This window comes from Pseudomonas sp. L7 (assembly GCF_046605565.1).
Taxonomy (GTDB): domain Bacteria; phylum Pseudomonadota; class Gammaproteobacteria; order Pseudomonadales; family Pseudomonadaceae; genus Aquipseudomonas; species Aquipseudomonas wayambapalatensis.
Map to the genome: position 1 here is coordinate 4,675,945 of NZ_CP176784.1, position 22,636 is coordinate 4,698,580.

The window sequence follows — 22,636 nt, forward strand, 5'->3', positions numbered from 1 at the left end:
CGGCTCACTCCTCGCTCAGGGCGATGTGCACCCGGTCGGCCAGCGGCTTGAACAGGTAGCTCAGCAGCGATCGCTCACCACTGCGCACGAAAGCTTCCACCGGCATACCGGGGCGAATGTCCAGCCCAGCAAGCTGCCGCGCGCCGTCCTCGCTGACCTTGATGCGCACCTGGTAATACGGCTGCTGGGTCTTTTCATCGAGCAGGCGATCCGCCGAGACCAGGCTCACCTCCCCCGCCACCCGTGGCGTGGTGCTCTGGTTGAAGGCAACGAACAGCAACTCCACCGGCAGGCCCGGGCGCAGGCGATCGACCAGCTCCACTGGCGCCCGAGCATCGACCAGCAACGGCGCATCGCTAGGGACGATTTCCATCAACTGCTGACCGCGCGCGATCACCCCGCCGTTGGTGAACACACTCAGCCCCACCACAGTGCCCGCGACCGGCGCGCGCACCTGGGTGTGGGCCAGGTCGAACTCGGCGCTGCGCAGGCGATTGCCCAGGTCCTCGGCGCTGGCCTGGGACTCGCTCAACTGCTGGCGTACCTCGTTCTGGAATTCCTGGCGACGCTGGCTGACACGCAGCTTCAACTCCTGTACCTGGCGCCGGGTGCGGCCGATGTTGCCGAGGTCTTCGGCAATCGAGCCATTGACCTGCGCCAGCAGGCGCTCGCTGTCGAGCAGGCGGTTACGCGGGATGTAGCCGTCACGGGCCAGCTCGCGCAGGCCGCGCAACTGCTCGTCGAGCGCCTCGCGCTGGGCCTGCTTGCTGCTCATCGAACCTTGCAGGCCGCTGAGCGACGCTTCGGCACCGGCGATGCTTTCGTTCAAGCCCGCCAGTTCCAGGCTCAGCGCCTGGGCCCGGCTGGTGCGTAGTTGTCGCTGCGTTTCCAGCGCAGTCGCCACCCAGGGGGTGGCGGCTTCGGCGAGCAGATCGGCCGGAAAGGTCACGCTCTGCGCCGAATCGCGCTCAGCCAGCAGCCGCGCCTCCATGGCCCGCGCATTCACGTACTGCACCCGCAACGAACCCTGCTGGGCCTGGGCTTGGGTCGGGTCGAGGCTGAGCAGCACCTGCCCCGCCTGCACCTGATCGCCGTCGCGCACCGAAAGCTGACCAATCACCCCGCCCGTGGGGTGCTGCACCGCCTGCCGACTGCCGGCCACCACCACATTGCCACTGACCGGCACGCCCTTGTCCAACGGCGCCAGCGCCGCCCATGACAGGAAGCCACCAAAACCGGCCAGCACCAGCCAGCGTCCGGCCTTCGCCGGGCCGCGGGCGTCGTCACGCAGGGGGTGGATATTGCCCGTCGCAGCAGGGCCGGGCGCGGGGGGAAACAACGGGTGCACACTCATGTTCACGATCTCTGACCACCCTGGTTGAAGCTGTAAGTCACGCCGGTACGCACCGCGGCAGGTGGCGAAGCGCTGGGGGGCGCAGGCCGGGTGGCGGCCTGCAGCACCCGCGTGGTCGGGCCGAACTGCTGCATCACTCCGCCGTGCAGCACCAACAGCTTGTCCAGCCCCAGCAGCAGGCTCGACTTGTGGCTGATCATCACCAGTGTCCGGCCCCGCGCCTTGAGCTCGGCGAGCGCTGCCAGCAAGGCGCGCTCGCCAGCTTCGTCGAGGTTGGCGTTGGGTTCGTCGAGCACCACCAGCGCCGGCAGCCGGTACAGTGCCCGGGCCAGGCCGATGCGCTGACGCTGCCCACCAGACAGCCCCGCGCCGCCCTCGCCCAATTGCGTGTCATAACCCTGCGGCAGTCGCAGGATCAGCTCGTGTACCCCGGCCAACTGCGCGGCCGCGACCACTTCCGAGGCGTCCACCGCACCAAGCCGGGCGATGTTGTCGGCAATGCTGCCAGCGAACAGTTGCACGTCCTGCGGCAGGTAGCCGATGTGCGCGCCCAACGCCTCAGGCTGCCACTGTACCAACGCAGCGCCGTCCAGGCAGACCTTGCCCGACTCCGGATTGGCAGCGCCCACCAGCAAGCGGGCCAAGGTCGATTTGCCGGAGCCGGAAGCGCCAATCAGCCCCAGCGACTCACCGGCGGCCAGCTCGAACCCGATGCCGCTCAGACAAGGACGCTGCCCACCTGGCACCCGCGCATTCAACTGCTCGACCCGCAACCGCCCCTGTGGCGCTGGCAACGGCATCCCGCTGGGCAGAGGCGGATAACGGCGCAGCAGCAACCCCAGGCGCTCGGCACTCTGGCGCGCCGAACCCCATTGGCGCCATACACCGATCAACTGATCGATCGGCGCCAGCACCCGGGCCATGAGGATGGAGCCGGCGATCATCATCCCCGGACTGATCAGGTGCTCCAGCGCCAGCCACGCACCCAGCCCCAGCACCAGCGACTGCAACGCCAGGCGCACGCTCTTGGACACCGCCGTGATTGCCGCGCTGCGCTCGCTGCCCAGGTTCTGCCGGGCCAGAAAGCCGTGGTGCAGCAGGCTCCAGCGCTGACGCACAGCGCCGAGCATGCCCATGGCGGCGATCGCCTCGGCATTGCCCAGGTTGCCCGAAGCCTGCTGCATCGCCTGCTGCGACAACCGCCCGGCCTCGATGAACTCGCCTTGGGTCAGGCGCTCGTTGAGCCAGGCCAGCCCGGCCAGCAGCAGCGCGCCAACCACTGCCAGCAAGCCCAGCCATGGGCTGAACAGAAAGATCACCAGCAGATACAGCGGAAACCAAGGGGCATCGAAGAACGCGAACAGCGCTTGCCCGGTGGCGAACTGGCGCAACTGGGTCAGGTCGCCCAGGGCCTGCTGGGCACTGCCCTTGTGGCCGTCGAGGCTGGCCTGGAACGCGGCGTCGAACACCCTCGGGTTGAGCTGCAGGTCCATGCGCGTACCCAGGCGAATCACCACCAGGCTGCGCAGCCACTCCAGCACACCCAGAAACGCAAACAGGCCCAGCACCATCAGGCTGAGCATCAGCAAGGTCATCTCGTTGCCCGACGACAGCACCCGGTCGTAGACCTGCAGCATGTACAGCGCCGGCGCCAGCATCAGCACGTTGGCCACGGCGGTGAACAGGGCGATGTTGCCCAGCCCGCCACGGCAGGACTTGAGGGTCTGCCACAGTTCATCGGCAGCGGCGTTGCGCGGTGTACTCATCGATGACCTCGAAGGACGAGGCGGCGCCGCCATTGACCCGGCAGCCGCCACCTCGCAGAATTTCGCAGCACCCCGGCCCGGGCCCAACAAGACATGGGCCAGGGTGCAGGCAACACGGCCAATGACAGAGCGATCTGCCATTGGCCTTTTTCATGCCCGGCCTCAGGCCGCCAGGGCCAGGTCCTCAGGCAACGCCTGAACACCCACTGCCTCGGCTGCAGCGAAGCTCGACGCCCCGCCACCGAGTGCCGCGGCGATGGCGTCGAAGGTGCTGTCGGTCGACACGCCGTAGCTGGCCAGCAGGGTGTCCAGTACGCCTTCCAGCGCCGAGGTGTTGCCCTGCATCAGGCCGTAGATCACGCTCTGTACTTCGTTGCCGGCACGGCCAGCGCCCAGCGCGGCATCCAGGTCCAGGCCGTTGAAGCTGACCACGTAGTTGCTCAGGCTGAAGTCGCTGCCACCGCCACCGCCGAGGACCTCGCCGAGGCTGACGTTGTCCAGCGACCCCCACAGGTAGTGGTTCTGGTTGTCGCCCGGCGACTTGAGCGGATCGAAGACGTAGTGCAGGCCGTTGGCGGTGTCGGAATCGGCGATGAAGGCGTAGTCCGAACCATTGGCGCCATGGGTCGCATACTGGTCGCCATCACGGCTGCCGTTGCTGAAGCCGCCGGTGTTGCTGTAGCCGTGACCGGCGGTGACGAAACCTGCGCTCCAGAAGGCCAGGTAGTCGTCGACGGTGGCGCTGCCGAACGCTGGATCGTAGGTGACGGAAATAGTCATGACGGTTCCTCTGTGCTGCTTGGTTGAGACGAAGGCGTCTTGCCCTCGTGTTGCCCGGAGTGGGCGAACCCAGGTGTTTCAGAATCGGTATTCGAGCATGCCGCTCAAGGTCCGGCCGCGGGCCAGGGACAGGTTGTTGACGTCGCCCATGGCCACGAAATAGGCCTCGTCGGTGGCGTTCTCCAACGACAGCGCCAGGTTCAGGCTGGGGGTCATCCAATAGCTGGCGTACAGGTCATAGACTTTGTATTTGGGCCACATGGCCTGGTCGATCTGGCTGTAGCCGTGGGTGTCGAGGTTCTTGCCGTTGCCTTCGCTGTAGCGCAGGCGCATGCCGACATCCAGGGTCTTGTCGAGAAAGCGCATCCCCAGGGTCAGCGAGCCGCGGTCGGCCGGCATGTAGGACGCGTTGCCCATGATGTCGCCGCAGCTGACGCGGTTGTTTTCCGTGGCATTGGCCTCGGCCCGCGAGACCCGCACCGGCAGCATGATGATGCGGCTGCCGACCCGCACCGGGCGCAGCACGGTTCCGGCGCTGACCAGCTGTTGGGCGCCGCCCAGGTAGAACTGGTTGGAGCAGAAGTCGTTGCTGCCGATCATGTGGGTGTAGCTGAGCTGGCCGTAGTAGTCACCGGCGTCATAGTCGAGGCTGTATTCCACACCACGAAACTGCGTGGTCTCGAGGTTGTTCTGGTACACCGAGCGGCCCAGGGCGATGCCCGATACGCTGGAGCCCGGCAGGCTGGCGTTGGTGTCGAGAAACGAGAAGTTGTCGATGCGCGTATCGAAGTAGGCGATCTTGGCTGCGAAGCGGTCGCCACTGCGCAGCAGCGACTCCTTGAAGATGTTCAGCCCCAACTCCCAGTTGTGCGACTCCTCAGCCTTGAGGAAGGGGTTCGGGTAGACCATCTCGTTACCACCGCCATGCGGGCGGCCGCTCATGTACGCCTCGGTCACCGCCGGCGGACGCCAGCCACGGCCCCAGCGGGTGTAGACCTGCAGCCAGTCCAGGCCCGGTTTCACGGCGACGCCGAAGGTCGGCGAGAAACGGCCTTCTTCGCGGTCTTCCTCGAACAACAGGTCGGTGCGTTGACGGCGCAGGTTGGTCTCGGTGACGCCCTCGGGGTACATCCAGGTGGTGACCCCGGTCTTGCCGGTCAGGCGATAGCGGTCATAGCGCAGGCCGGCATCGACCACCAGCCAGTCGTCATGCTCGTAGCTGAGGTTGCCGAACAGGCTGGCCATGACCCGCTTGCCCTTGGGGTTGGCGCCCTGCACGTAGGGCAGCGACTCGGTTTCGTTGACCGCGGCGATGCGGTTGGTGCTGGGGCGGAAGGTGTCCTGGAACGCCTCGCTGCCGTAGTTGAAGGTCAGGCTGTCGGCCTGGAACAGGTGCCAGCGCGAGGTGTTCTGCAGTTGCAGACCCCAGGTGTCGGTCTGGTAGCGGTCGGTGTAGTCCTCGACGCGGTTGCCGCTGTTCTCGGACGAAGCGTTGTTGGCGTTCCAGCGATCCTGGCGGGTGGTGACGTAGTAGAGCTTGGCCTTGAAGTCGATCAGCTCGTTGGGGTTGAAGCTGTAGTCCAGGGCCGCGTTCCTGGCGTTGATGTCGTTGGTGCCGGTGACGCGGTAGTAGTAGTCATGGCTGCCGGAATCCTTGACGGTCCAGGCGTCCTTGCTGTCGGTGTCGGTCTCGAAGTAGCTGAACTGCAGGCGTTGCTCGTCGGGCAGGTTCAGGCCGAGCTTGAAGATCTGCGAGCGGGTCACGCTGTCCATCCCGCCGACCTCGCCATTGAGCCAGCTCTTCCAGGCCTGGCGGTCCTCGAGCTTGCCGCGCATCTGGGTGCCGAGATTACCGGCGTTTTGCGTGCCGCTGCGGTAATCGCCGAAATGCCGCTCACTGTGGCCGACCAGAATGTCGCCGACTTCATTGCCCACGGCGAACAGCGCGCTGCCATTGAAGTAGGTGCCGTTGCCCAGCGCGCCGATGCCATGCCCGGCGCGCAGGCGACCGCCGACCTCCTTGCCCGGCGCGAGCAAGTCGCGGGCATCGATGGTGCCGAAGCTGGCGATCCCGCCGATCACCCCGGCGCCGCCCATGCCAGCGGAGGTGCCTTTGTCGATCTCGACGTTCTGCACGAACTCGGGGTCGATGAACATCACGCCGTTGCGCTGCTGATGGCCATTGACGCTGAAGTTCTGGCGCATGCCATCGATGTTCATGTTGACCCGGCCGTAGTCCTGCACGCCGCGGATGTTCACCGACAGCCCGGGGTCGCGCTGGTTGACCGCGGTGTACACGCCGGCGGTCTGCTCGAGCATGTCGGCGGCGTGGCGCGGAGGGCGCTGGTCGATCTGCTTGCGGGTGACGACGCTGACCGAGCGCGGGGTCATGTAGACCCAGTCGCCGTCACGGGTGGACTCGACGTGGGTCGCACCCAATTCCAGCGCCTGGTCGCCCGATTCCACCCGCTCCAGCCCCACTTGGCCAGCTGCGCTGAAGCGATAGCGTACCGGCGTGCCTTGCAGCAGTTGGCGCAGGCCATCTTCGGCGGCATGCGCGCCCTGCAGGCCTGCACTGTTCAGCCCGGCCAGCTTGCGGCTGTCGAAGAACACCTGCACACCCGACTGTTCGGCGTAGGCCAGCACGGCGCTGTCGAGCGCCTGGGCCGGGATGTCGAACTGGATCAGTTGGCGGCTGGCGGCGTTGGCCGCTGGCGCGGCGTGGGACATGCCGATCCCCATCGGCAAGGCACAGGCGCCCAGGACCAGGCTGCTGGCCAGGGCGAGGCGACCGAAAGGTCGAAGGGTCTGTTGTCGTGGCGTGGTCACTGCGAAGGCTCGTCTGTTGTTGGCGTTTTCTAGTAATGAAAATCAATCTCAAAAATCAGACGCGCAGGGGCGGAAAAGTCAGTAAGGGAAAATGAAAAAAGATTTTGCGGGGGGGGGGTTGGAAGGGGCTGAGATCACCGGCATCGCCGGGGTCAGAAACCGCGGTGTCCTTTTCGCGGGCAAGCCCGCTCCTACAGAAATCAGTGGAGTACCTGTAGGAGCGGGCTTGCCCGCGAAAAGAACACCACCGAGCAAAGGTCAGTAGATCAAGGTCAACCCAGGCAGCTCGACCCGCCGCGCCTGCAGTTCATCGCTCAGCACCCCGCCAACCGCCGCCAGCTGGTCAAGGCGAAACACCCCGCTCACCTCGCGCTGCGCGAGCTGCGAATCCACCACCATCAACCTGCCCGGGCGATAGCGGTTGAGCCGCGCCACCACCTCGGCCAGCGGCTGGCGCTCGAACACCAGCACCCCGCGCTCCCAGTCGGTGGCCCGTTGCAGGTTCTGCTCCGGCCAGGGCCGCACACCAGCGGCCTGGTCATAGCGCACGCTCTGCCCCTGCTCCACTACCTGGTCGGCGCGCCCCCGCTGTGGCGGGCTCAGCAAGTCGACGGCAACGCGATGCTCGAGCATCCCGACCCAGCCACCCTCGCCCGCCTGCCCGACCACGAAGCGTGTGCCCAGCGCGCGGATGGTCGCTCCGGCATATTCGACCACGAACGGCCGCCGCTCGCGCTCCGTCACCGGCGCCGCACTGAACACCGCCTCGCCCGCCAGCAAGCGCACACGTCGCTCGCCCTGGTCGAAGGCCAGGGCAATGGCGCTGCGGCTGTCCAGATCGACCAGGCTGCCATCGGGCAGCGTCACCCGCCGCACTTCGCCCGCGCCAGTGACATAGTCGGCTCGCCAGTCCAGCAGCAGTTGCGGCGCCTGCGCCACACCGAACGCCACCACCAGCATGGCCGCCACGCCCGTCATCGCCCGACGCCAGCGCGAACGACGGCGCACTGGCCGCGCAAGCGTCGGCGGCAACCCACGACGCACCGGCAACGCCAGCTCGCTCAAGGCGCCCAGATCGGCCCAGGTTGCCCGGGCAAACTCATAGGCCTGCACATGCCGCGGATCGGCGGCGCACCACTGCGCCAGCGCCCGCTGCTGCTGGTCGCTCAGAGGGCCGGCACTCTCGCGCACCACCCAGTCGGCGGCCTGCTCGCGAATTGCTTGCTCGGGCTGGTTCTCGCTGCTCACACGGTTCTCTCGCGATCTGGTTATGTCTGGGCTGACGTCTGAAGGGGCAATTGTCAGTAAACCGTTGGTCATCCGCCGTCCTGCAGGCACTGCATCACATAGGCCAGGGCCTTGGCCAGATGCTTCTGCACGGAGCTGTCGGAAATCCCCAGGTGGCGGGCGACCTCGGCATGGGTCATGCCTTCGAGGCGGTTGAGACGAAAGACCTGCTGGGTGCGCTCGGGCAGCGCTTCGAGCATGGCTTGCACGCGGCGCAGGTGCTGCTCGCGGGCAGCCTGCTCCTCAAGCCCCGGGCGCTCTTCGACGATGCCTTCGAGGGCCTCGTGGGGCACCAGGTCGGTCTTGCGCCGCTGCTGCTGGCGCAGGTGATCGATCATCAGGTTGTGCGCCGTGCGGTACAGGTAGCCCGGCGTGTTGTCGATGGTTTCCTGGCGCTGCTGCTCGGCCAGACGCAGGAAACTTTCCTGCACCAGGTCGGCAGCCAGCTGCGGATCACGCACCTTGCGCGTCAGCAGCCCCTGCAGGGTTTTCGCATGCTTGATGAACAAGCGCTTGAGATCGGACTCCGCCACACGCACTCCAGCTGGTGGTCGCAAGGTGGCGGAATGCTACTCGCTACTGAGAATCAGTTGCAAGAAGGTCGGTCATTCGAACAGTGCGTCCAAGGCCTGCTCCAGACGCGTCACCGCAATCACCTGCAGCCCTGGCGGGGCTTCCTTCGGTGCGTTGCCTTTGGGCACGATGGCGCGCTTGAAGCCATGCTTGGCCGCTTCTTTCAGGCGCTCCTGACCGCTGGGCACCGGGCGCACCTCGCCAGAAAGACCGATCTCGCCGAACACCAGCAGGCCATGGGCCAACGGCCGGTTACGCAGGCTCGACATCACCGCCGCCAGCAGCGCCAGGTCGGATGCGGTTTCCAGCACCTTGACCCCGCCGACCACGTTGAGGAACACGTCCTGGTCATGGGTGGGGATGCCGCCATGGCGATGCAGCACCGCCAGCAGCATGGCCAGGCGATTCTGGTCCAGGCCCAGGGTGACCCGTCGCGGGTTGGCCAGGTGGCTGTCGTCGACCAGCGCCTGCACCTCGACCAGCATCGGCCGAGTGCCCTCCCAAGTGGCCATCACCACGCTGCCCGGCACCTCTTCCTGGGTGCGGTTGAGGAAGATCGCCGAAGGGTTGGAGACCTCCTTCAGGCCACGATCGGTCATGCCGAACACGCCCAGCTCGTTGACCGCACCGAAGCGGTTCTTCACTGCCCGCAGCAGGCGCAGGCGCCCGTCCGATTCACCCTCGAAATACAGCACGGTGTCGACCATGTGCTCGAGCACCCGCGGGCCTGCCAGCGAGCCTTCCTTGGTCACGTGGCCAACCAGGAAGATCGCCGTGCCGCTTTGCTTGGCATAACGCACCAGCAGCGCCGTGCTCTCGCGCACCTGGGCCACGCCACCAGGCGCCGACTGCAGTTGTTCGGTGAAGATGGTCTGGATCGAGTCGATCACCATCACCCGCGGCTTTTCCACCCGCGCCGTGGCGATGATGGTTTCGATGCAGGTTTCGGTCATCACCTTGAGCTGGTCCTGGGGCAGGCCCAGGCGCCGGGAACGCATGGCCACCTGCTGCTGCGACTCTTCCCCGGTGACGTACAGCGCAGGCATCTGCGTGGCGATGTTGCACAGGGTCTGCAGCAGGATGGTGGATTTACCGATCCCCGGGTCACCGCCAATCAGCACCACCGAGCCATCGACCAGGCCGCCGCCGAGCACGCGGTCAAGCTCGGTGCTGCTGGTGGTGAAGCGCGGGATCTCCTCGACGCTGACCTCGGCCAGGGTCTTGATCTGCGCCTGCTGCCCAGTCCAGCCCGCACGCCCGGAAGGCGCTGCGGCGCCGGCGCTTTCGATCATGGTTTCAACGAGGGTGTTCCAGGCGCCGCATTCGCCACACTGGCCGGCCCATTTGGGAAAGGTCGCGCCGCACTCGGTGCAGCCATACAAGCGCTTGGCCTTGGCCATCGGGTCAGTCTCCTGGGCAAAGACCGCCATGATAGCCCAAGCCCGATGTGCCTCGGGCGCTGCTGCGTGCGACAAAACTATTCGTTCTAATGGCAGTCTGTAGCCCTGAATGCAGCGCATGAAGCGTTTTAGTGGCTTACACTGCGTTTACCTCACCATTTGTTACAAAGGAATAAAACATGGGCGTGCTCAGCGAGTTCAAGGCCTTCGCGGTCAAGGGAAATGTCGTCGACATGGCGGTTGGTATCATCATCGGCGCGGCCTTCGGGAAGATCGTCTCGTCGTTCGTGGGCGACGTGATCATGCCGCCACTGGGCCTGCTGATCGGCGGTGTGGACTTCAGTGACCTGGCGATCACCCTCAAGGCCGCCGAAGGCGATATCCCGGCGGTGGTGCTGGCTTACGGCAAGTTCATCCAGACCGTCATCGACTTCGTGATCGTGGCGTTCGCCATCTTCATGGGCGTGAAAGCGATCAACCGCCTCAAGCGCGAAGAGGCCGTGGCCCCCACCACCCCACCGGTGCCGACGCCACAGGAAACCCTGCTGACCGAGATCCGCGACCTGCTCAAGGCGCAGAACCGCCAGCCGTGACCGAAACGCACCGGGGCCGCGATACGGCCCCGGATAGCGTCGCGCGCAAAGCGCCCTACCAGTAATTCTCCACCGCCACCTGCCCCGGCCGCTTGCTCAGGCTCAGTTGCAGGTCGCGCGCCTTCAGCACCTTGCGTGTCTCGTCAATCATGTCGGGGTTGCCGCACAGCATGATCCGCGAATGCTCCGGCGAAAACTCAAGGCCCGCCGCCCGCTCCAGCTCGCCGCTCTCGATCAGCGTGGTGATCCGCGCATTCAGGGCGCCAGGATGTACCTCACGCGTGACCACCGGAATGAACTGCAGCTTGCCGGCGAACTCGGCCAGGTAGTCGCGCTGCTCAAGCCCGGCGATCAGGTCCAGGTACGCCAACTCCTTGGCTTCACGCACCGAATACACCAGCTTGATGTTGTCGAAGCGCTCCCAGGCCTCGAAGTCCTGGAGGATCGACACGAAGGGCGCGATACCGGTGCCTGTGGCCAGCAGCCATAAGTCGCGGCCACCGACGAAGCGATCCAGGGTCAGGTAGCCGAAAGCCTGACGATCGATCAGCAGTGTGTCGCCCTCTCCCAGCCGGCTCAATTCGCTGGTGAACTCGCCACCCGGCACCACGATGGAGAAGAAGTCGAGAAACTCGTCATGGGGCGCGCTGACCATCGAATAGGCCCGCCACACCACACTGCCGTCGGCCTTGGACACCCCCAGGCGCGCGAACTGCCCGGCCCGAAAACGGAACCCCGCATCACGCGTTACACGCAGGCTGAAGAGGTTCGGCGTCAAAGGTTGGACATCGAGCAGGGTTTGCGAAGTGAACTTGTCGGCACTGGCGGTCATGACGGACTCCCAAGGTGAATACGCCAAGTGTGGCGCAAAGTGACGCGCAGGAACACCGAGGAGCTGTAGGGTCTCGTACAGATCAGGTACAACAAAATCTATATTCAGGCATTGGCTATAGCGAAAAATTTCCTGCGCGTTAGTCAGCTTTTCCTACACTCGGGTGGATGTCGTGAAATTATGGATCCACTTGGAGCAAGAACATGTCGCATTGGAAGCCCGAAAATCTCCATGCGTTGCTGGGTGAGCGGCACCCAGAACGCATGTTCGACCAAGCCATCGCACTCGTTCAAGAGATGGGGATGGAGTACCTCGGGCTTGCGCTGCACCTACATGTTCCTGCACAACGTGCCCATGTGATCCTGTACAACAATTTTCCCAAGGAGTGGAATGCCCACTATCAGGCAGATCGCCACTTCATCGAGCAAGACCCTGTCATGGCCCTCAGCCGCAGCTCCACGGCCCCAGTGCTCTGGGAAGACGAACTCTATAAAGAGGCCCCCGAATACCGTAGCCTCGCCTGCAGTCATGGCCTGCGGCATGGGTGGACGCAATCGCTCCACGATCACATCCACGACATCAGCCAGCTCAGCGTGGCCCGCCCCAGGCACCCGATCTCGACACTCGAATTCCTGGCCGAGAGCGCACAATTGCTCTGGCTGCACAACGTGCTGCATGAATTGATCTGCAATCATCACCGCAAGGCGATGGATCCGGCCCCAGCCTTGACCGACCGTGAGCTGGAGGTCACCAAGTGGACCGCTGATGGCAAGACCGCATCAGACATCGCCTGCATTCTCTCGCTGTCGCCGAGCACCGTGAACTTTCATATCCGCAGCGTGATCACCAAGCTCAACGTGTCCAACAAGACCGCTGCCGTCGTGGTTGCCGTGCGTCACGGTTTAATCTGAGAGTCACTGCCCGTCATCGGCAAAGCCCTGTAGAATCGAACGTTTTGACGCCTGTGGTCGTCCACCACAGGCAAAGCCGCATCGAGTCCGTTCCCCCATGCCCCTGCTGACCAGCCCCTTCGCCGAACTCGACCTGATCCGCCAGCCGGAGCAGAACAACGACCCCCTGCAAGCCTTCGACGCTGCCGACGAGTACCTGCTGAGCCATTTGGCAGCCCAGGCACCTCAAGCCGCGTGCCGCGTGCTGATCCTCAACGACAGCTTCGGCGCCTTGGCGGCAAGCCTCGCCGGCCACGTGCAGGTGACCAGCAGCGGCGACTCCTATCTGGCCCACCTGGCCCTGGAGAAAAACCTCGCGCGCAATGGCAAACCTTACGACAGCGTGCCCTTCGTACCCTCCAGCGATCATTGGCAGGGGCCGTTCGACCGCGTACTGATTCGCGTACCCAAGACCCTCGCGCTGCTCGAGGAACAACTGATCCGCCTGCAGGGCAAGCTGGCACCCGGCGCCGAAGTGATCGCCGGGGCGATGATCAAGCACCTGCCGCGTGCCGCCGGCGATCTGATGGAGCAGTACATTGGCCCGGTCCAGGCGTCGCTTGCGCAGAAAAAGGCCCGCCTGCTGATCGCCACGGTTGGCGAGCGCCCCGTCGCAGCTTCGCCCTACCCCACCCGCTACCGCCTGGACAGCCCAGCGCTGGAGCTGGTCAACCATGCCAACGTGTTCTGCCGCGAAAGCCTGGACATCGGCACCCGCGCCTTCCTCCCGCACCTGCCGCGCAACCTCGGCAGCGCCCGGGTCGCAGACCTGGGATGCGGCAATGGCGTGCTGGCCATCGCAAGTGCACTGACCAACCCGGATGCGCACTACACGCTGGTGGACGAGTCGTACATGGCCGTGCAATCGGCGCGGGAAAACTGGCAGGCGGCATTGGGCGATCGCGCAGCGGACATCCACGCCGATGATGGCCTGGCCGGGCAGCAGAAGCAGTCGCTGGATGTGGTGCTGTGCAACCCGCCATTCCACCAGCAGCAAGTGGTCGGCGACTTCCTCGCCTGGCGCATGTTCCAGCAAGCCCGGGAGGCGCTGGTGGTCGGCGGCGCGCTGTACATCGTCGGCAACCGCCACCTGGGCTATCACAGCAAGCTGTCGCGGTTGTTCCGCGGTGTGGAGCAGGTCGCGGCGACGCCAAAGTTCGTGGTGCTCAAGGCGCGCAAGTGATCGTAGGGCCAACTGTCTTGTAAAAAACCCAAAAGCCAGCCCAATGTCGGGTCCAGGGTTAGGGTTTGAAACCAGCCAGTCTTCTGTGGGAACCAGTCCTCTATGGGAACCAGTGTTCTGTGGGAACCAGTCTTCTGTGGGGAACCAGTCCTCTGTGGGAACCAGTCTTCTGTGGGGAACCAGTCTTCTGTGGGAACCAGTCTTCTGTGGGGAACCAGTCTTCTGTGGGAGCGGGCTTGTCCCGCGATCACCGGCGCAGCCGGTGCCATGCACCGCAGTATCCTTTTCGCGGGCAAGCCCGCTCCCACAAGGACCGGGCTGGCCTTTAGATTTTGAACAAGGAAGGTGCTCCTACCAGGACAACAAAGCCCTTACCCGGCTCAATGCGTACTCAACCCCGCCGCACTCATGAACATGCGCATGCCATAGGCCACGATCCCCAGCGCCGCGACACTCAGCGCCCAGATCAGCACCAGCCAACCCAGGCGCTGCCACAGCGGTTTCTTCTCCTCGATATCCATCGCCCGGCACTCCCTAGTGGTAGCCATCGTCGTGGGTCACCTTGCCGCGGAACACGTAGTAGCTCCAGAAGGTGTACCCCAGGATGAACGGCAGGATGAACAGCGTCCCCACCAGCATGAAGCCCTGGCTCTGCGCTGGCGCAGCGGCATCCCAGATCGAGATCGACGGCGGAATGATGTTCGGCCACAAGCTGATGCCCAACCCGCTGTAGCCCAGGAAAATCAGCACCAGGGTCAGCAGGAACGGCGTGTAGTTGGCGTTGCGCGCCACCGCCTTGAGCAACCCATAGAAGGTCACCAGCACCAACACAGGCACCGGCATGAACCAGATCAGGTTGGGCATGCTGAACCAACGATCGGCGATCTGTGGATAAGCCAGCGGCGTCCACAGGCTGACGATGCCGATCACCACCAGCAGCACCAGCGCCAGCGGCCGCGCCAGGTCGTGCATCTGCTTCTGCAGCGGCCCTTCGGTCTTCATGATCAGCCAGGTGCAACCCAGCAGCGTATAGGCCACGATCAGCCCCAGGCCACTGTAGATGCTGAACGGCGTCAGCCAGTCAAACGCGCCACCGGCGTAGTGGCGGTCGACCACCTTGAAGCCCTCGATGAAGGCCCCCAGCGCCACGCCCTGGAAGAAAGTGGCCACCAGCGAACCCCAGATGAACGCCTTGTCCCATAGGTGGCGCTTGTCGGCCTTGGCCTTGAAGCGGAACTCGAAGGCCACGCCACGGAAGATCAGGCCCACCAGCATCAGGATCAGCGGCAGGTACAGCGCCTCAAGCACCACCGAGTAGGCCATCGGGAAGGCCCCGAACAGCCCCGCCCCGCCCAGCACCAGCCAGGTTTCGTTGCCGTCCCACACAGGGGCGACGGTGTTCATCATCACATCACGGTCACGCTCGCCCTTGACGAAGGGGAAGAGCATGCCGATTCCCAGGTCGAAGCCATCCATGACCACGTACATCATCACCCCGAAGATGATGATCACGGCCCAGATCAGCGGAAGATCGATACCCATGGCTCAGTTCCCCTTGTTCAGGCTGACGGCGTCGTGTTCCGTGCCGTCATCGGCAGCCGACAGCGGCCGCGCTGGCGTGCGTTTCTGCCCCGGACCTCCCGGTGGCTGCGTGTCGCCCTCGCCGGTATGCGGCCCCTTGCGCACCAGGCGCATCATGTAGCCGATGCCGGTGCCGAACAGCGCGAAGTACACCACCACGAACATCACCAGGGTGAAGCCGAGCTGTCCGTAGCTGTGGTTCGACACCCCGTCCGCCGTGCGCATCAGCCCATACACCACCCACGGCTGACGGCCGATCTCGGTGGTGAACCAGCCTGCGAGGATCGCGATCAGCCCCGACGGCCCCATCCACAACGTGAGGTAGAGGAACGGCCGCGAGCTGTACAGCGTGCCACGCTTGCGCAGCCACAGGCTCCACAGCCCCACGAAGATCATCAGGAAGCCCAGCCCGACCATGACCCGGAACGACCAGAACACGATGGTCGAGTTCGGCCGGTCTTCAGGCGGGAATTCCTTCATCGCCGGCACTTGCTTGTCCAGGCTGTGGGTCAGGATCAGGCTGCCCAATGCCGGAATCTCGATCTTGAAGCGCGTGGTCTCGGCCTTCATGTCGGGGATGCCGAACAGGATCAGCGGCGTCGGCTCGCCGGGCTTGTTCTCCCAGTGGCCTTCGATGGCGGCGATTTTCACCGGCTGGTGCTTGAGCGTGTTCAAGCCATGGAAGTCACCGATCACCGCCTGGATCGGCGCAACGATCAGCGCCATCCACATGGCCATCGACAGCATCTTGCGCACCGCCGGATTATCCCGCCCGCGCAGCAGATGCCAGGCCGCCGAGGCACCGACGAAGAACGCCGTGGCCACGAACGCAGCCGTGGCCATGTGCATCAGGCGGTAGGGGAACGAGGGGTTGAAGATGATCATCAGCCAGTCGACCGGCACCACCCGGCCATCGATGATCTCGTGGCCCTGGGGCGTCTGCATCCAGCTGTTGGAGGCGAGGATCCAGAAGGTCGACACCAGTGTGCCGAGCGCCACCATCACCGTGGCGAAGAAGTGCAGCCCACGCCCCACGCGGTTCCAGCCGAACAGCATGACCCCGAGGAAACCGGCTTCGAGGAAGAAGGCAGTGAGCACTTCATAGGTCAGCAAAGGCCCGGTGACGGCGCCGGCAAAGTCGGAGAAACGGCTCCAGTTGGTGCCGAACTGATAGGCCATGACCAGCCCCGAGACCACCCCCATGCCGAAGTTGACGGCAAAGATCTTCGACCAGAAGTGGTAGAGGTCGCGGTAGACATTGTCGTTGGTCTTCAGCCAGAGGCCTTCGAGGACCGCCAGGTAGCTCGCCAGGCCAATGGTGATGGCCGGGAACAGGATGTGGAAGGATACGGTAAACGCAAACTGGATTCGGGCGAGCTCCAAGGCCTCTAAACCGAACATAGTGCTTCCTCTTCAGGTAATCCGGGCGTCCGGGCTCGTGACCCTCGCGCTCACTGCCCCCACGGTGATCGAGTGCGCTGTTGTCGAATTGTTCTGTTCGATCGCAGGGATTCTGGCCAGGCGGCCAACTCGTTTCATCTGGAACGATTGATCCAGATCAACGACTGTTGGAAAGCATAGTCCCGAATGCCAGGGCAGGCTGTGTGGTGGTTTGCCGCGTGACCGGTTGCCTCACCCTCTTTACTCGCGACGGGTTTGGTGGATCGCCCGGTCAACCCCGATGGAACCCTTGGCCAATGGCCACAGTCCACCTTTCAGGCCCACCTTCCAGAGGCCTTCACCAGGAGACACCCATGAAAGGTACAGCGCTTTCCGCCCTCTTCGCGGCCGCCACCCTGCTGGCCTCGCCTGTATTCGCTGCCGATGACTTGTGCGCGATCAACCTGCAGAAGATCAACGACAGCATGGCTACCGCCGGCGCCACGTCCGAAGGTCTGGACAAGGCCCTCACCGAGCATGTCGACAAAGCCAAGGCCGCCCAGGCCAGCGGCGATACCAAGGAGTGCATCGCCATCACCAGCAAGGTGCTGGAGCGCCTGGAAAAGACCGAGAAAGGCAGCGGCTCGGCCGGCGGCAGCGGCGCCTGAGCCGCTCTGTTGCAACGGGCGGCGGCAGCAGCAGTCGACGCCGCCCGCGCAAAGGCGTATACTCGGCGGCACGTGTCGAGAGATACGTCAGCTAGAGCTGAGTGTGGGGCCGATCAGGATTCGACGCCGGTAGCGAAACTCTAGGTGCATGCCGAGTTGGTAACAGAACTCGTAAATCCACTGTTGCAACTTTCTATAGTTGCCAATGACGAAAACTACGAGGGCTACGCTCTCGCTGCGTAAGCAGCTGAGCCCGCTCTCCTGGTAGCTTCGGCTCCAGCAATCATCAGGGGATGCCTGTAAACCCGAAATGATTGTCATACAGAACAGGATCGTCGTGTAGCACGTTGGGGGCAAAGCGACTAAAACTTACCCAACTCGTCCAAAGCACCCTGCCCGTCGGGCGGCTGCGGATTAACTCAGTAGACACGGCTAAGCATGTAGTACCGACAGCGGAGTACTGGCGGACGGGGGTTCAAATCCCCCCGGCTCCACCAAATCCGAAACAGAAGAAGACGCCCTTGGGCGTCTTTTTTTGTGGCTGCCGTTTGAGGTTCAGGGCGCTGAAAATCGGATTCATCCCCTTTCGTGTAGTCCGTTTCCCAAAGATACTGCCGGCGCCTGTTTTCCGTTGCGGTCGCTTTTTCAGGGTCTTAGTCTCGCCGAGTCGTTGCTCATCAACGGCATGACTTTGACAGGTCGCAACGGTAAACAACAAAACGGCTCGTCGTTATGGCGGCTGTACGTGCGGGCACGCTTGCGTGCGCCGGAACTTGTTGTTTCCGCCGGTCTGTCAACCCGCGTACAGCTGCCACCCTCTGTTTGACGGCGGAGGGTGATGGCGTTTTGAAGGGAAACAAATCATGTTGAAGATTGTTCCGGATCCGCCAGCTTTACTCGATTTCCTTGGGCATGCGGGTGAGAGTGCTTGGCCTTTGCGCCAGCGTTGTCGCGGAAGACTGCAGCTCATGACTCTAGGCCCCCTGATGCATTTCAATCAGGGGGATTGATCGATGCCCACTGAAAACATCAAATGCACAGCCGGTGAAACAGTGTTCTACCAAGGTGAAAATCAAACTCACCCGCTGTTTCGTATCGAGCCCGGCATCCCATGCGAACGGGCTAGGGAGCAAGCCTCAGAGCTGATGGGGTACGCTCGAGACCTCACCGTAGAAGGGCTAATGGAGAATAAACCAACGTTTATCTGGGCCGGACATTATCTCTGCGCGCTGGGTAAAGCGCTGCTGGATGATGCGGAGTTGGGGATGATGCGCTGAACGATACACACCTCGTCTAAACTGAACTACAGCTCCGTGGCGTTGCTTCATGACGCGAAAAAATTTGCCGCGCTTAGGCTAGATGAAACTCAATAGCCACGAGCTGTAGTTAGACTTAAGCCATATAAAAAAGCCCGCATTACTAAATTTTAAATCATAAACCAACCATAACATATACATTGAACACCGCAACCAATAGCCCCATTTAAAAAACAGCAAACCACCTATTAAAAAGACAGCAGATCATTGCTTTTACCTCGCGTGATGGCCTTAGAAGGTCTGCACCCACGATCTTCGGAATGCCTCTCAGCCATCCATTTTCGCCAACCTCAGACACCATAAAATATAGCGCCGCAAAAACAGCCCGCAGTTAACACTTAACTAGTCAACCCAACACTGCAGCAGATGAATGACATCACCTACACTGAACCTGCCATTGGCCTTACAAGCGAGCAGTGATAAGATAGGAGTGCATTACAGCATGACAATCAATTTTTACAAATGCAGATATTTTCATAGTTTTATACAAACAAAGAAACCAACACCCTACTTGCCTACGAGGCAGCACCCAAAAACATCTTAAGGACATCAGACAATCATGAAACTATTGAATACTTATGAAGATCGGGACGAAGCAGAAAATGCAGAAAGTATGCTCAACGGCAATAGACGCCTAGTTAGCGAGCGCGATTCGACAACGATCATCTACAATCTCTTCGGCATCCCAAGCTGGGGCAACTTTCATCGCCTAAACATGTACAACCTCAGCGAGCTGAAAGAATTACTAAGTAAACGTGACGCTTGGTGTCCTGAGGAAAAAACACGACATGCAGAAATTCTATCAATGCTAAAATCCGTCGCAAAACGCCACGAGATGCTAATCCCCAACCACTGGCTATAGCATAACAACCACTTGAGAATATGCACTTAATACTCATTAGAAAACTTGAACAGTAACTATTTTAAAAATCATCAGCCTCAAACCCTCCGGCGTCCAGCGGCACTGTTTTCTTACGCTTACCAAAGGGCGGAACAGGAGCAACCCCGTACAATAACTTACCATGCTCTATTACATAGGAAATCGGAATCTTCGGGTTATTTATATCTTTTCCACCATCCTCGTACCACTTACCCTCCCACTTAGAAAAATAAAATTCCAACTGAGACGGCATAAGAAGATAAATAGCTTGTATAGCAATATGCTTGTAAATGGCAAAAATCCACGGAACCTTTCTATATTTCCCAATAATAACTGGATTCATATGATGGTGAGTTGAGAAGCTCACTACTAACTCAGAGTTCGCAGACTTTAGCTCATACTCCTGCCCGTCTGCGTCTACAGCATCATTACCTTCACGTCCTGGCAACACTTTTAGACCAAGACTTAACAGTACTTGAAGCAATTTACCGCCATTATCCTGAAACACATCGTCTATACCATGTTTACGTGCCAGGTTCTGATATTCTTGGATGGACGGCCACAGCTTTTCCAACTCAACCAAATCATCATGTGGAATTAAATTCACTGCTCTCCCTCCTCTAGTAACTTCGACGACGACACCCCCAAAGCCATAGCGAGCCTTTCAATATTATCGATCGAAATATTTCGCTCACCCCGCTCCACAGACCCCACGTAGGTCCTGTGGAGCCCAGCGGCATGAGCCAGATCCTCCTGTGACAGATCAAGAGCTGTCCTCATTTTCCTGAGGTTCGATGCGAGCAGATGCCTCGTCGCGGAGGGCTTTATGTTTTTGGTCATAAAGGAGATAATCGTGCTCTGATGACAATGAATCTACAGACTATGAGTAGCTTTTTATGATGCTTGACCTACCCCCAGCGTACTCCACAGCCAATGGGTCTATGTTCATTGGCGACTCTATGGAGCTTTTAACGAAACTGCCCGACAACAGTGTTAGCCTTGTGATGACGAGCCCGCCCTTCGCCTTACAGAGACAAAAGGAGTACGGGAACTTAGACCAACATGCGTATATCGACTGGTTCCTAGGTTTCGCGCGACTAGTTCATCAAAAGCTCAAAAGCGACGGAAGCTTTGTAGTAGATTTCGGTGGCGCATATATGAAAGGCGTCCCAGTAAGAAGCCTTTACAACTTTCGCGTACTAATTCGAATGATTGACGAATTAAAATTTTTCCTTGCCGAAGACTTTTATTGGTTCAACCCATCTAAGCTTCCCAGCCCTATCGAGTGGGTTAACAAGCGTAAACTGCGGGTCAAGGATGCAGTAAATACTGTTTGGTGGTTCAGCAAGACCGAATGGCCGAAATCGGATATCACAAAAGTACTCGCTCCATATAGCGACCGCATGAAGAAACTAATTGAAGATCCCGAGAAATTTTATACAGCAAAAGCTCGTCCCTCAGGCCACGACATCAGCACTAGCTTTGGCAAGGACAATGGCGGTGCAATCCCCCCAAATCTTTTACAAATTCCAAACTCTGAGTCTAACGGCGCATATTTAGCGTCATGCAAAAAGCTTGGACTAAAGGGGCATCCAGCGAGATTTCCGGCGCGACTCCCAGAGTTTTTTATACAAATGCTCACTGAGCCCGGGGATTTGGTTGTTGATATATTTGGAGGCTCGAACACTACGGGGCAAGTTGCAGAAGCCACTGGCAGGAACTGGTGCAGCTTTGAAATGCTCCCTGAATACGTTGCAGCATCAGCCTTTCGCTTTGTAGATAAAAACTGCGAAAAAAACGACTTGCAAAATATATATGACAGAATCCTTAATGGAGAGTACGTAAATCTCAGCACCTACCAAAAACAAGCACAGCTTACCTTTGAGAGCCAATAAAACACCCCATATGTAGGCGCTGAAAAATAAGCGCCTACGCTTTTCCCCATATTGTCTTTAACTGTGCTACGACAAGTCGTCGCAGAACGCCCCGCATAATCCACAGCAACTATAAAACCACTCCATCATTAGTCAAAACTCAATCATCGTTGCTCTCGACAACGGCCTTGTAGCTCCTCACTATTAAAACTAGTCCCATACTGCGAAAAGGACTTCCCTCATGCCCATCCCAGACTTCCAAACCATCATGCGCCCTATCCTGACCATCGTTGCCGACCGCGCTCCGATCACGCTCAGCGATCTTCGCGAGCACGTAGCCAACGAGTTCAACCTAACCGAGAACGAACGCACCGAACGCCTCCCGTCAGGTAAACAAACAATCATCAACAACCGAGTCGGCTGGGCGCGCACCTATCTAAACAAAGCCGGTCTGCTCGTGATCCCGGCCAAAGGCCTGGTCCAGATCACTCCACGCGGCCTTGAGGCCCTTAACAACGGCCCTGCCCGCATCACTGTCAGTTGGCTCAAGCAATTTCCAGAGTTCGCCGCATTCCACACCGCGAACCCTGCCAACAACCCAATGCTGGCAGCCCAACCTGACCCCACCGAGCAATCCACTCCTGATGAACAACTGTCCACAGCCCACCAGGCACTGATGCAATCACTGGCAGACGACCTCCTCGCCCAAGTCCGCGCCGCTTCGCCGACATTCTTCGAGCAATTAGTAGTCGATCTCATGATCGCCATGGGCTACGGGGGTTCACGCAAAGAGGCCGGCAGCGCAACCCAGCAAACCAACGACGATGGTATCGACGGCATCATCAAGGAAGACAAGCTCGGGCTGGATGTCATCTACCTGCAAGCCAAGCGCTGGGGTAACACGGTGCATCGGCCTGAGATCGATAAGTTCATCGGGGCGCTGACCCGTAAACGCGCCCGTAAAGGCGTCTTCATCACGACATCCGACTTCTCCGCCGGAGCCCGCGACGCTGCCTTGAGCCTGGACATCAAAGTGGTGCTTATCGATGGCGCCGAACTCGCCCGACTGATGGTCGATTACAACCTGGGCTGCAGCGTTAAACAGGTCTACGAAGTGAAGCATCTGGATAGCGACTACTTCACCGAGGACTAACTGCGCCGTAGCGTTGATCGCCTGCCCATGCGCCTGCGCCGATCTCCGCAGGGAATCTGAGTCGTCCCTGCCCCAGGCATGGCAATATGCCACCTAAACGAGGTAAATTCCCTTCCAGGCATCCACACGAAACCCGGTTCACGATCACAGGGAAGTTGCAGCTATGGACCAAGCCAAGGACTCCCTCCTCAGGCGCCAGACCTCATCGCATCTGTGTCTGGAGTACTCAGACTCCCC

At 61.1% G+C, this 22,636-nt stretch carries 21 protein-coding genes and 1 other RNA gene; 9 read left to right on the plus strand and 13 right to left on the minus strand.

What is annotated here, in order from left to right:
- Positions 1 to 4: 4 nt before the first annotated feature.
- From ACK3BK_RS21535 to radA, 7 genes are all read right to left on the minus strand, one after another.
- Positions 5 to 1,354 carry an HlyD family type I secretion periplasmic adaptor subunit gene (locus tag ACK3BK_RS21535; RefSeq protein WP_411383263.1) on the minus strand — a complete coding sequence of 450 codons (1,350 nt, stop codon included), beginning with the start codon at positions 1,352 to 1,354 and terminating at the stop codon, positions 5 to 7.
- Positions 1,355 to 1,356: 2 nt separating this feature from the next.
- Positions 1,357 to 3,120, minus strand: coding sequence for a type I secretion system permease/ATPase (locus ACK3BK_RS21540; RefSeq protein ID WP_411383264.1), 1,764 nt, complete (start codon positions 3,118 to 3,120; stop codon positions 1,357 to 1,359).
- Positions 3,121 to 3,282: 162 nt separating this feature from the next.
- Positions 3,283 to 3,900 (minus strand): heme acquisition protein HasA, encoded by a 618-nt coding sequence (locus tag ACK3BK_RS21545; protein WP_411383265.1) that lies wholly within the window; start codon positions 3,898 to 3,900, stop codon positions 3,283 to 3,285.
- A 78-nt stretch (positions 3,901 to 3,978) separates the two neighbouring features.
- Positions 3,979 to 6,642 (minus strand): TonB-dependent receptor, encoded by a 2,664-nt coding sequence (locus ACK3BK_RS21550; protein WP_186668419.1) that lies wholly within the window; start codon positions 6,640 to 6,642, stop codon positions 3,979 to 3,981.
- A 345-nt stretch (positions 6,643 to 6,987) separates the two neighbouring features.
- Positions 6,988 to 7,977: a FecR family protein gene (locus ACK3BK_RS21555; protein ID WP_411383266.1), complete on the minus strand. Its 990-nt coding sequence runs from the start codon at positions 7,975 to 7,977 to the stop codon at positions 6,988 to 6,990.
- Positions 7,978 to 8,045: 68 nt separating this feature from the next.
- Positions 8,046 to 8,549, minus strand: coding sequence for an RNA polymerase sigma factor (locus ACK3BK_RS21560; RefSeq protein WP_186668387.1), 504 nt, complete (start codon positions 8,547 to 8,549; stop codon positions 8,046 to 8,048).
- A gap of 72 nt (positions 8,550 to 8,621) precedes the next feature.
- Entirely contained in the window at positions 8,622 to 9,989 is a 1,368-nt protein-coding gene (gene radA, locus ACK3BK_RS21565; RefSeq protein WP_186710007.1) for a DNA repair protein RadA, read from the minus strand.
- Positions 9,990 to 10,168: 179 nt separating this feature from the next.
- Here radA and mscL point away from each other — a divergent pair, with 179 nt between their 5' ends.
- Entirely contained in the window at positions 10,169 to 10,582 is a 414-nt protein-coding gene (mscL, locus tag ACK3BK_RS21570) for a large-conductance mechanosensitive channel protein MscL (RefSeq protein ID WP_054894040.1), read from the plus strand.
- A 55-nt stretch (positions 10,583 to 10,637) separates the two neighbouring features.
- Here the strand turns inward: mscL and ACK3BK_RS21575 are convergent, their stop codons facing one another.
- Entirely contained in the window at positions 10,638 to 11,414 is a 777-nt protein-coding gene (locus tag ACK3BK_RS21575) for a ferredoxin--NADP reductase (protein ID WP_186668392.1), read from the minus strand.
- Between the two features lie 203 nt (positions 11,415 to 11,617).
- Here ACK3BK_RS21575 and ACK3BK_RS21580 point away from each other — a divergent pair, with 203 nt between their 5' ends.
- Positions 11,618 to 12,325, plus strand: coding sequence for an autoinducer binding domain-containing protein (locus ACK3BK_RS21580; RefSeq protein ID WP_411383267.1), 708 nt, complete (start codon positions 11,618 to 11,620; stop codon positions 12,323 to 12,325).
- 97 nt (positions 12,326 to 12,422) lie between these two features.
- Positions 12,423 to 13,547, plus strand: coding sequence for a methyltransferase (locus ACK3BK_RS21585; RefSeq protein WP_186709991.1), 1,125 nt, complete (start codon positions 12,423 to 12,425; stop codon positions 13,545 to 13,547).
- Between the two features lie 380 nt (positions 13,548 to 13,927).
- On the opposite strand, the gene ACK3BK_RS21590 is transcribed toward ACK3BK_RS21585, so the two are convergent.
- From ACK3BK_RS21590 to ACK3BK_RS21600, 3 genes are read right to left on the minus strand one after another with little or no spacing between them, the layout of a single operon-like run.
- Positions 13,928 to 14,068 carry a DUF2474 domain-containing protein gene (locus tag ACK3BK_RS21590; RefSeq protein ID WP_063546145.1) on the minus strand — a complete coding sequence of 47 codons (141 nt, stop codon included), beginning with the start codon at positions 14,066 to 14,068 and terminating at the stop codon, positions 13,928 to 13,930.
- A 13-nt stretch (positions 14,069 to 14,081) separates the two neighbouring features.
- The gene (gene cydB / locus ACK3BK_RS21595; protein WP_186722437.1) at positions 14,082 to 15,089 is read right to left on the minus strand and encodes a cytochrome d ubiquinol oxidase subunit II; all 1,008 of its coding nucleotides are present in this window, start codon (positions 15,087 to 15,089) and stop codon (positions 14,082 to 14,084) included.
- 3 nt (positions 15,090 to 15,092) lie between these two features.
- The gene (locus ACK3BK_RS21600) at positions 15,093 to 16,529 is read right to left on the minus strand and encodes a cytochrome ubiquinol oxidase subunit I (RefSeq protein WP_411383268.1); all 1,437 of its coding nucleotides are present in this window, start codon (positions 16,527 to 16,529) and stop codon (positions 15,093 to 15,095) included.
- 353 nt (positions 16,530 to 16,882) lie between these two features.
- On the opposite strand from ACK3BK_RS21600, the gene ACK3BK_RS21605 reads away from it, so the two are divergent.
- The 4 genes from ACK3BK_RS21605 to ACK3BK_RS21620 all read left to right on the plus strand — a co-directional run bounded on the left by ACK3BK_RS21605 (position 16,883) and on the right by ACK3BK_RS21620 (position 19,354).
- Positions 16,883 to 17,176, plus strand: a complete 294-nt coding sequence (locus tag ACK3BK_RS21605) for a hypothetical protein (RefSeq protein WP_063546147.1) — start codon at positions 16,883 to 16,885, stop codon at positions 17,174 to 17,176.
- A 105-nt stretch (positions 17,177 to 17,281) separates the two neighbouring features.
- Positions 17,282 to 17,673: a transfer-messenger RNA gene (gene ssrA, locus ACK3BK_RS21610) on the plus strand.
- Positions 17,674 to 18,189: 516 nt separating this feature from the next.
- Positions 18,190 to 18,453 (plus strand): DUF3077 domain-containing protein, encoded by a 264-nt coding sequence (locus tag ACK3BK_RS21615; RefSeq protein ID WP_151924314.1) that lies wholly within the window; start codon positions 18,190 to 18,192, stop codon positions 18,451 to 18,453.
- A 598-nt stretch (positions 18,454 to 19,051) separates the two neighbouring features.
- Positions 19,052 to 19,354: a hypothetical protein gene (locus ACK3BK_RS21620; protein WP_411383269.1), complete on the plus strand. Its 303-nt coding sequence runs from the start codon at positions 19,052 to 19,054 to the stop codon at positions 19,352 to 19,354.
- Positions 19,355 to 19,415: 61 nt separating this feature from the next.
- Here the strand turns inward: ACK3BK_RS21620 and ACK3BK_RS21625 are convergent, their stop codons facing one another.
- Together ACK3BK_RS21625 and ACK3BK_RS21630 are read right to left on the minus strand one after the other, a co-directional pair.
- Entirely contained in the window at positions 19,416 to 19,979 is a 564-nt protein-coding gene (locus tag ACK3BK_RS21625) for a hypothetical protein (RefSeq protein ID WP_411383270.1), read from the minus strand.
- The gene (locus ACK3BK_RS21630) at positions 19,976 to 20,212 is read right to left on the minus strand and encodes a helix-turn-helix domain-containing protein (protein WP_411383271.1); all 237 of its coding nucleotides are present in this window, start codon (positions 20,210 to 20,212) and stop codon (positions 19,976 to 19,978) included. Before ACK3BK_RS21630 ends, ACK3BK_RS21625 begins: the two co-directional genes overlap by 4 nt.
- A 101-nt stretch (positions 20,213 to 20,313) precedes the next feature.
- Here ACK3BK_RS21630 and ACK3BK_RS21635 point away from each other — a divergent pair, with 101 nt between their 5' ends.
- Positions 20,314 to 21,267: a DNA-methyltransferase gene (locus ACK3BK_RS21635; protein ID WP_411383272.1), complete on the plus strand. Its 954-nt coding sequence runs from the start codon at positions 20,314 to 20,316 to the stop codon at positions 21,265 to 21,267.
- A 220-nt stretch (positions 21,268 to 21,487) separates the two neighbouring features.
- Positions 21,488 to 22,399, plus strand: a complete 912-nt coding sequence (locus ACK3BK_RS21640) for a restriction endonuclease (protein ID WP_411383273.1) — start codon at positions 21,488 to 21,490, stop codon at positions 22,397 to 22,399.
- Positions 22,400 to 22,636 lie beyond the last annotated feature (237 nt).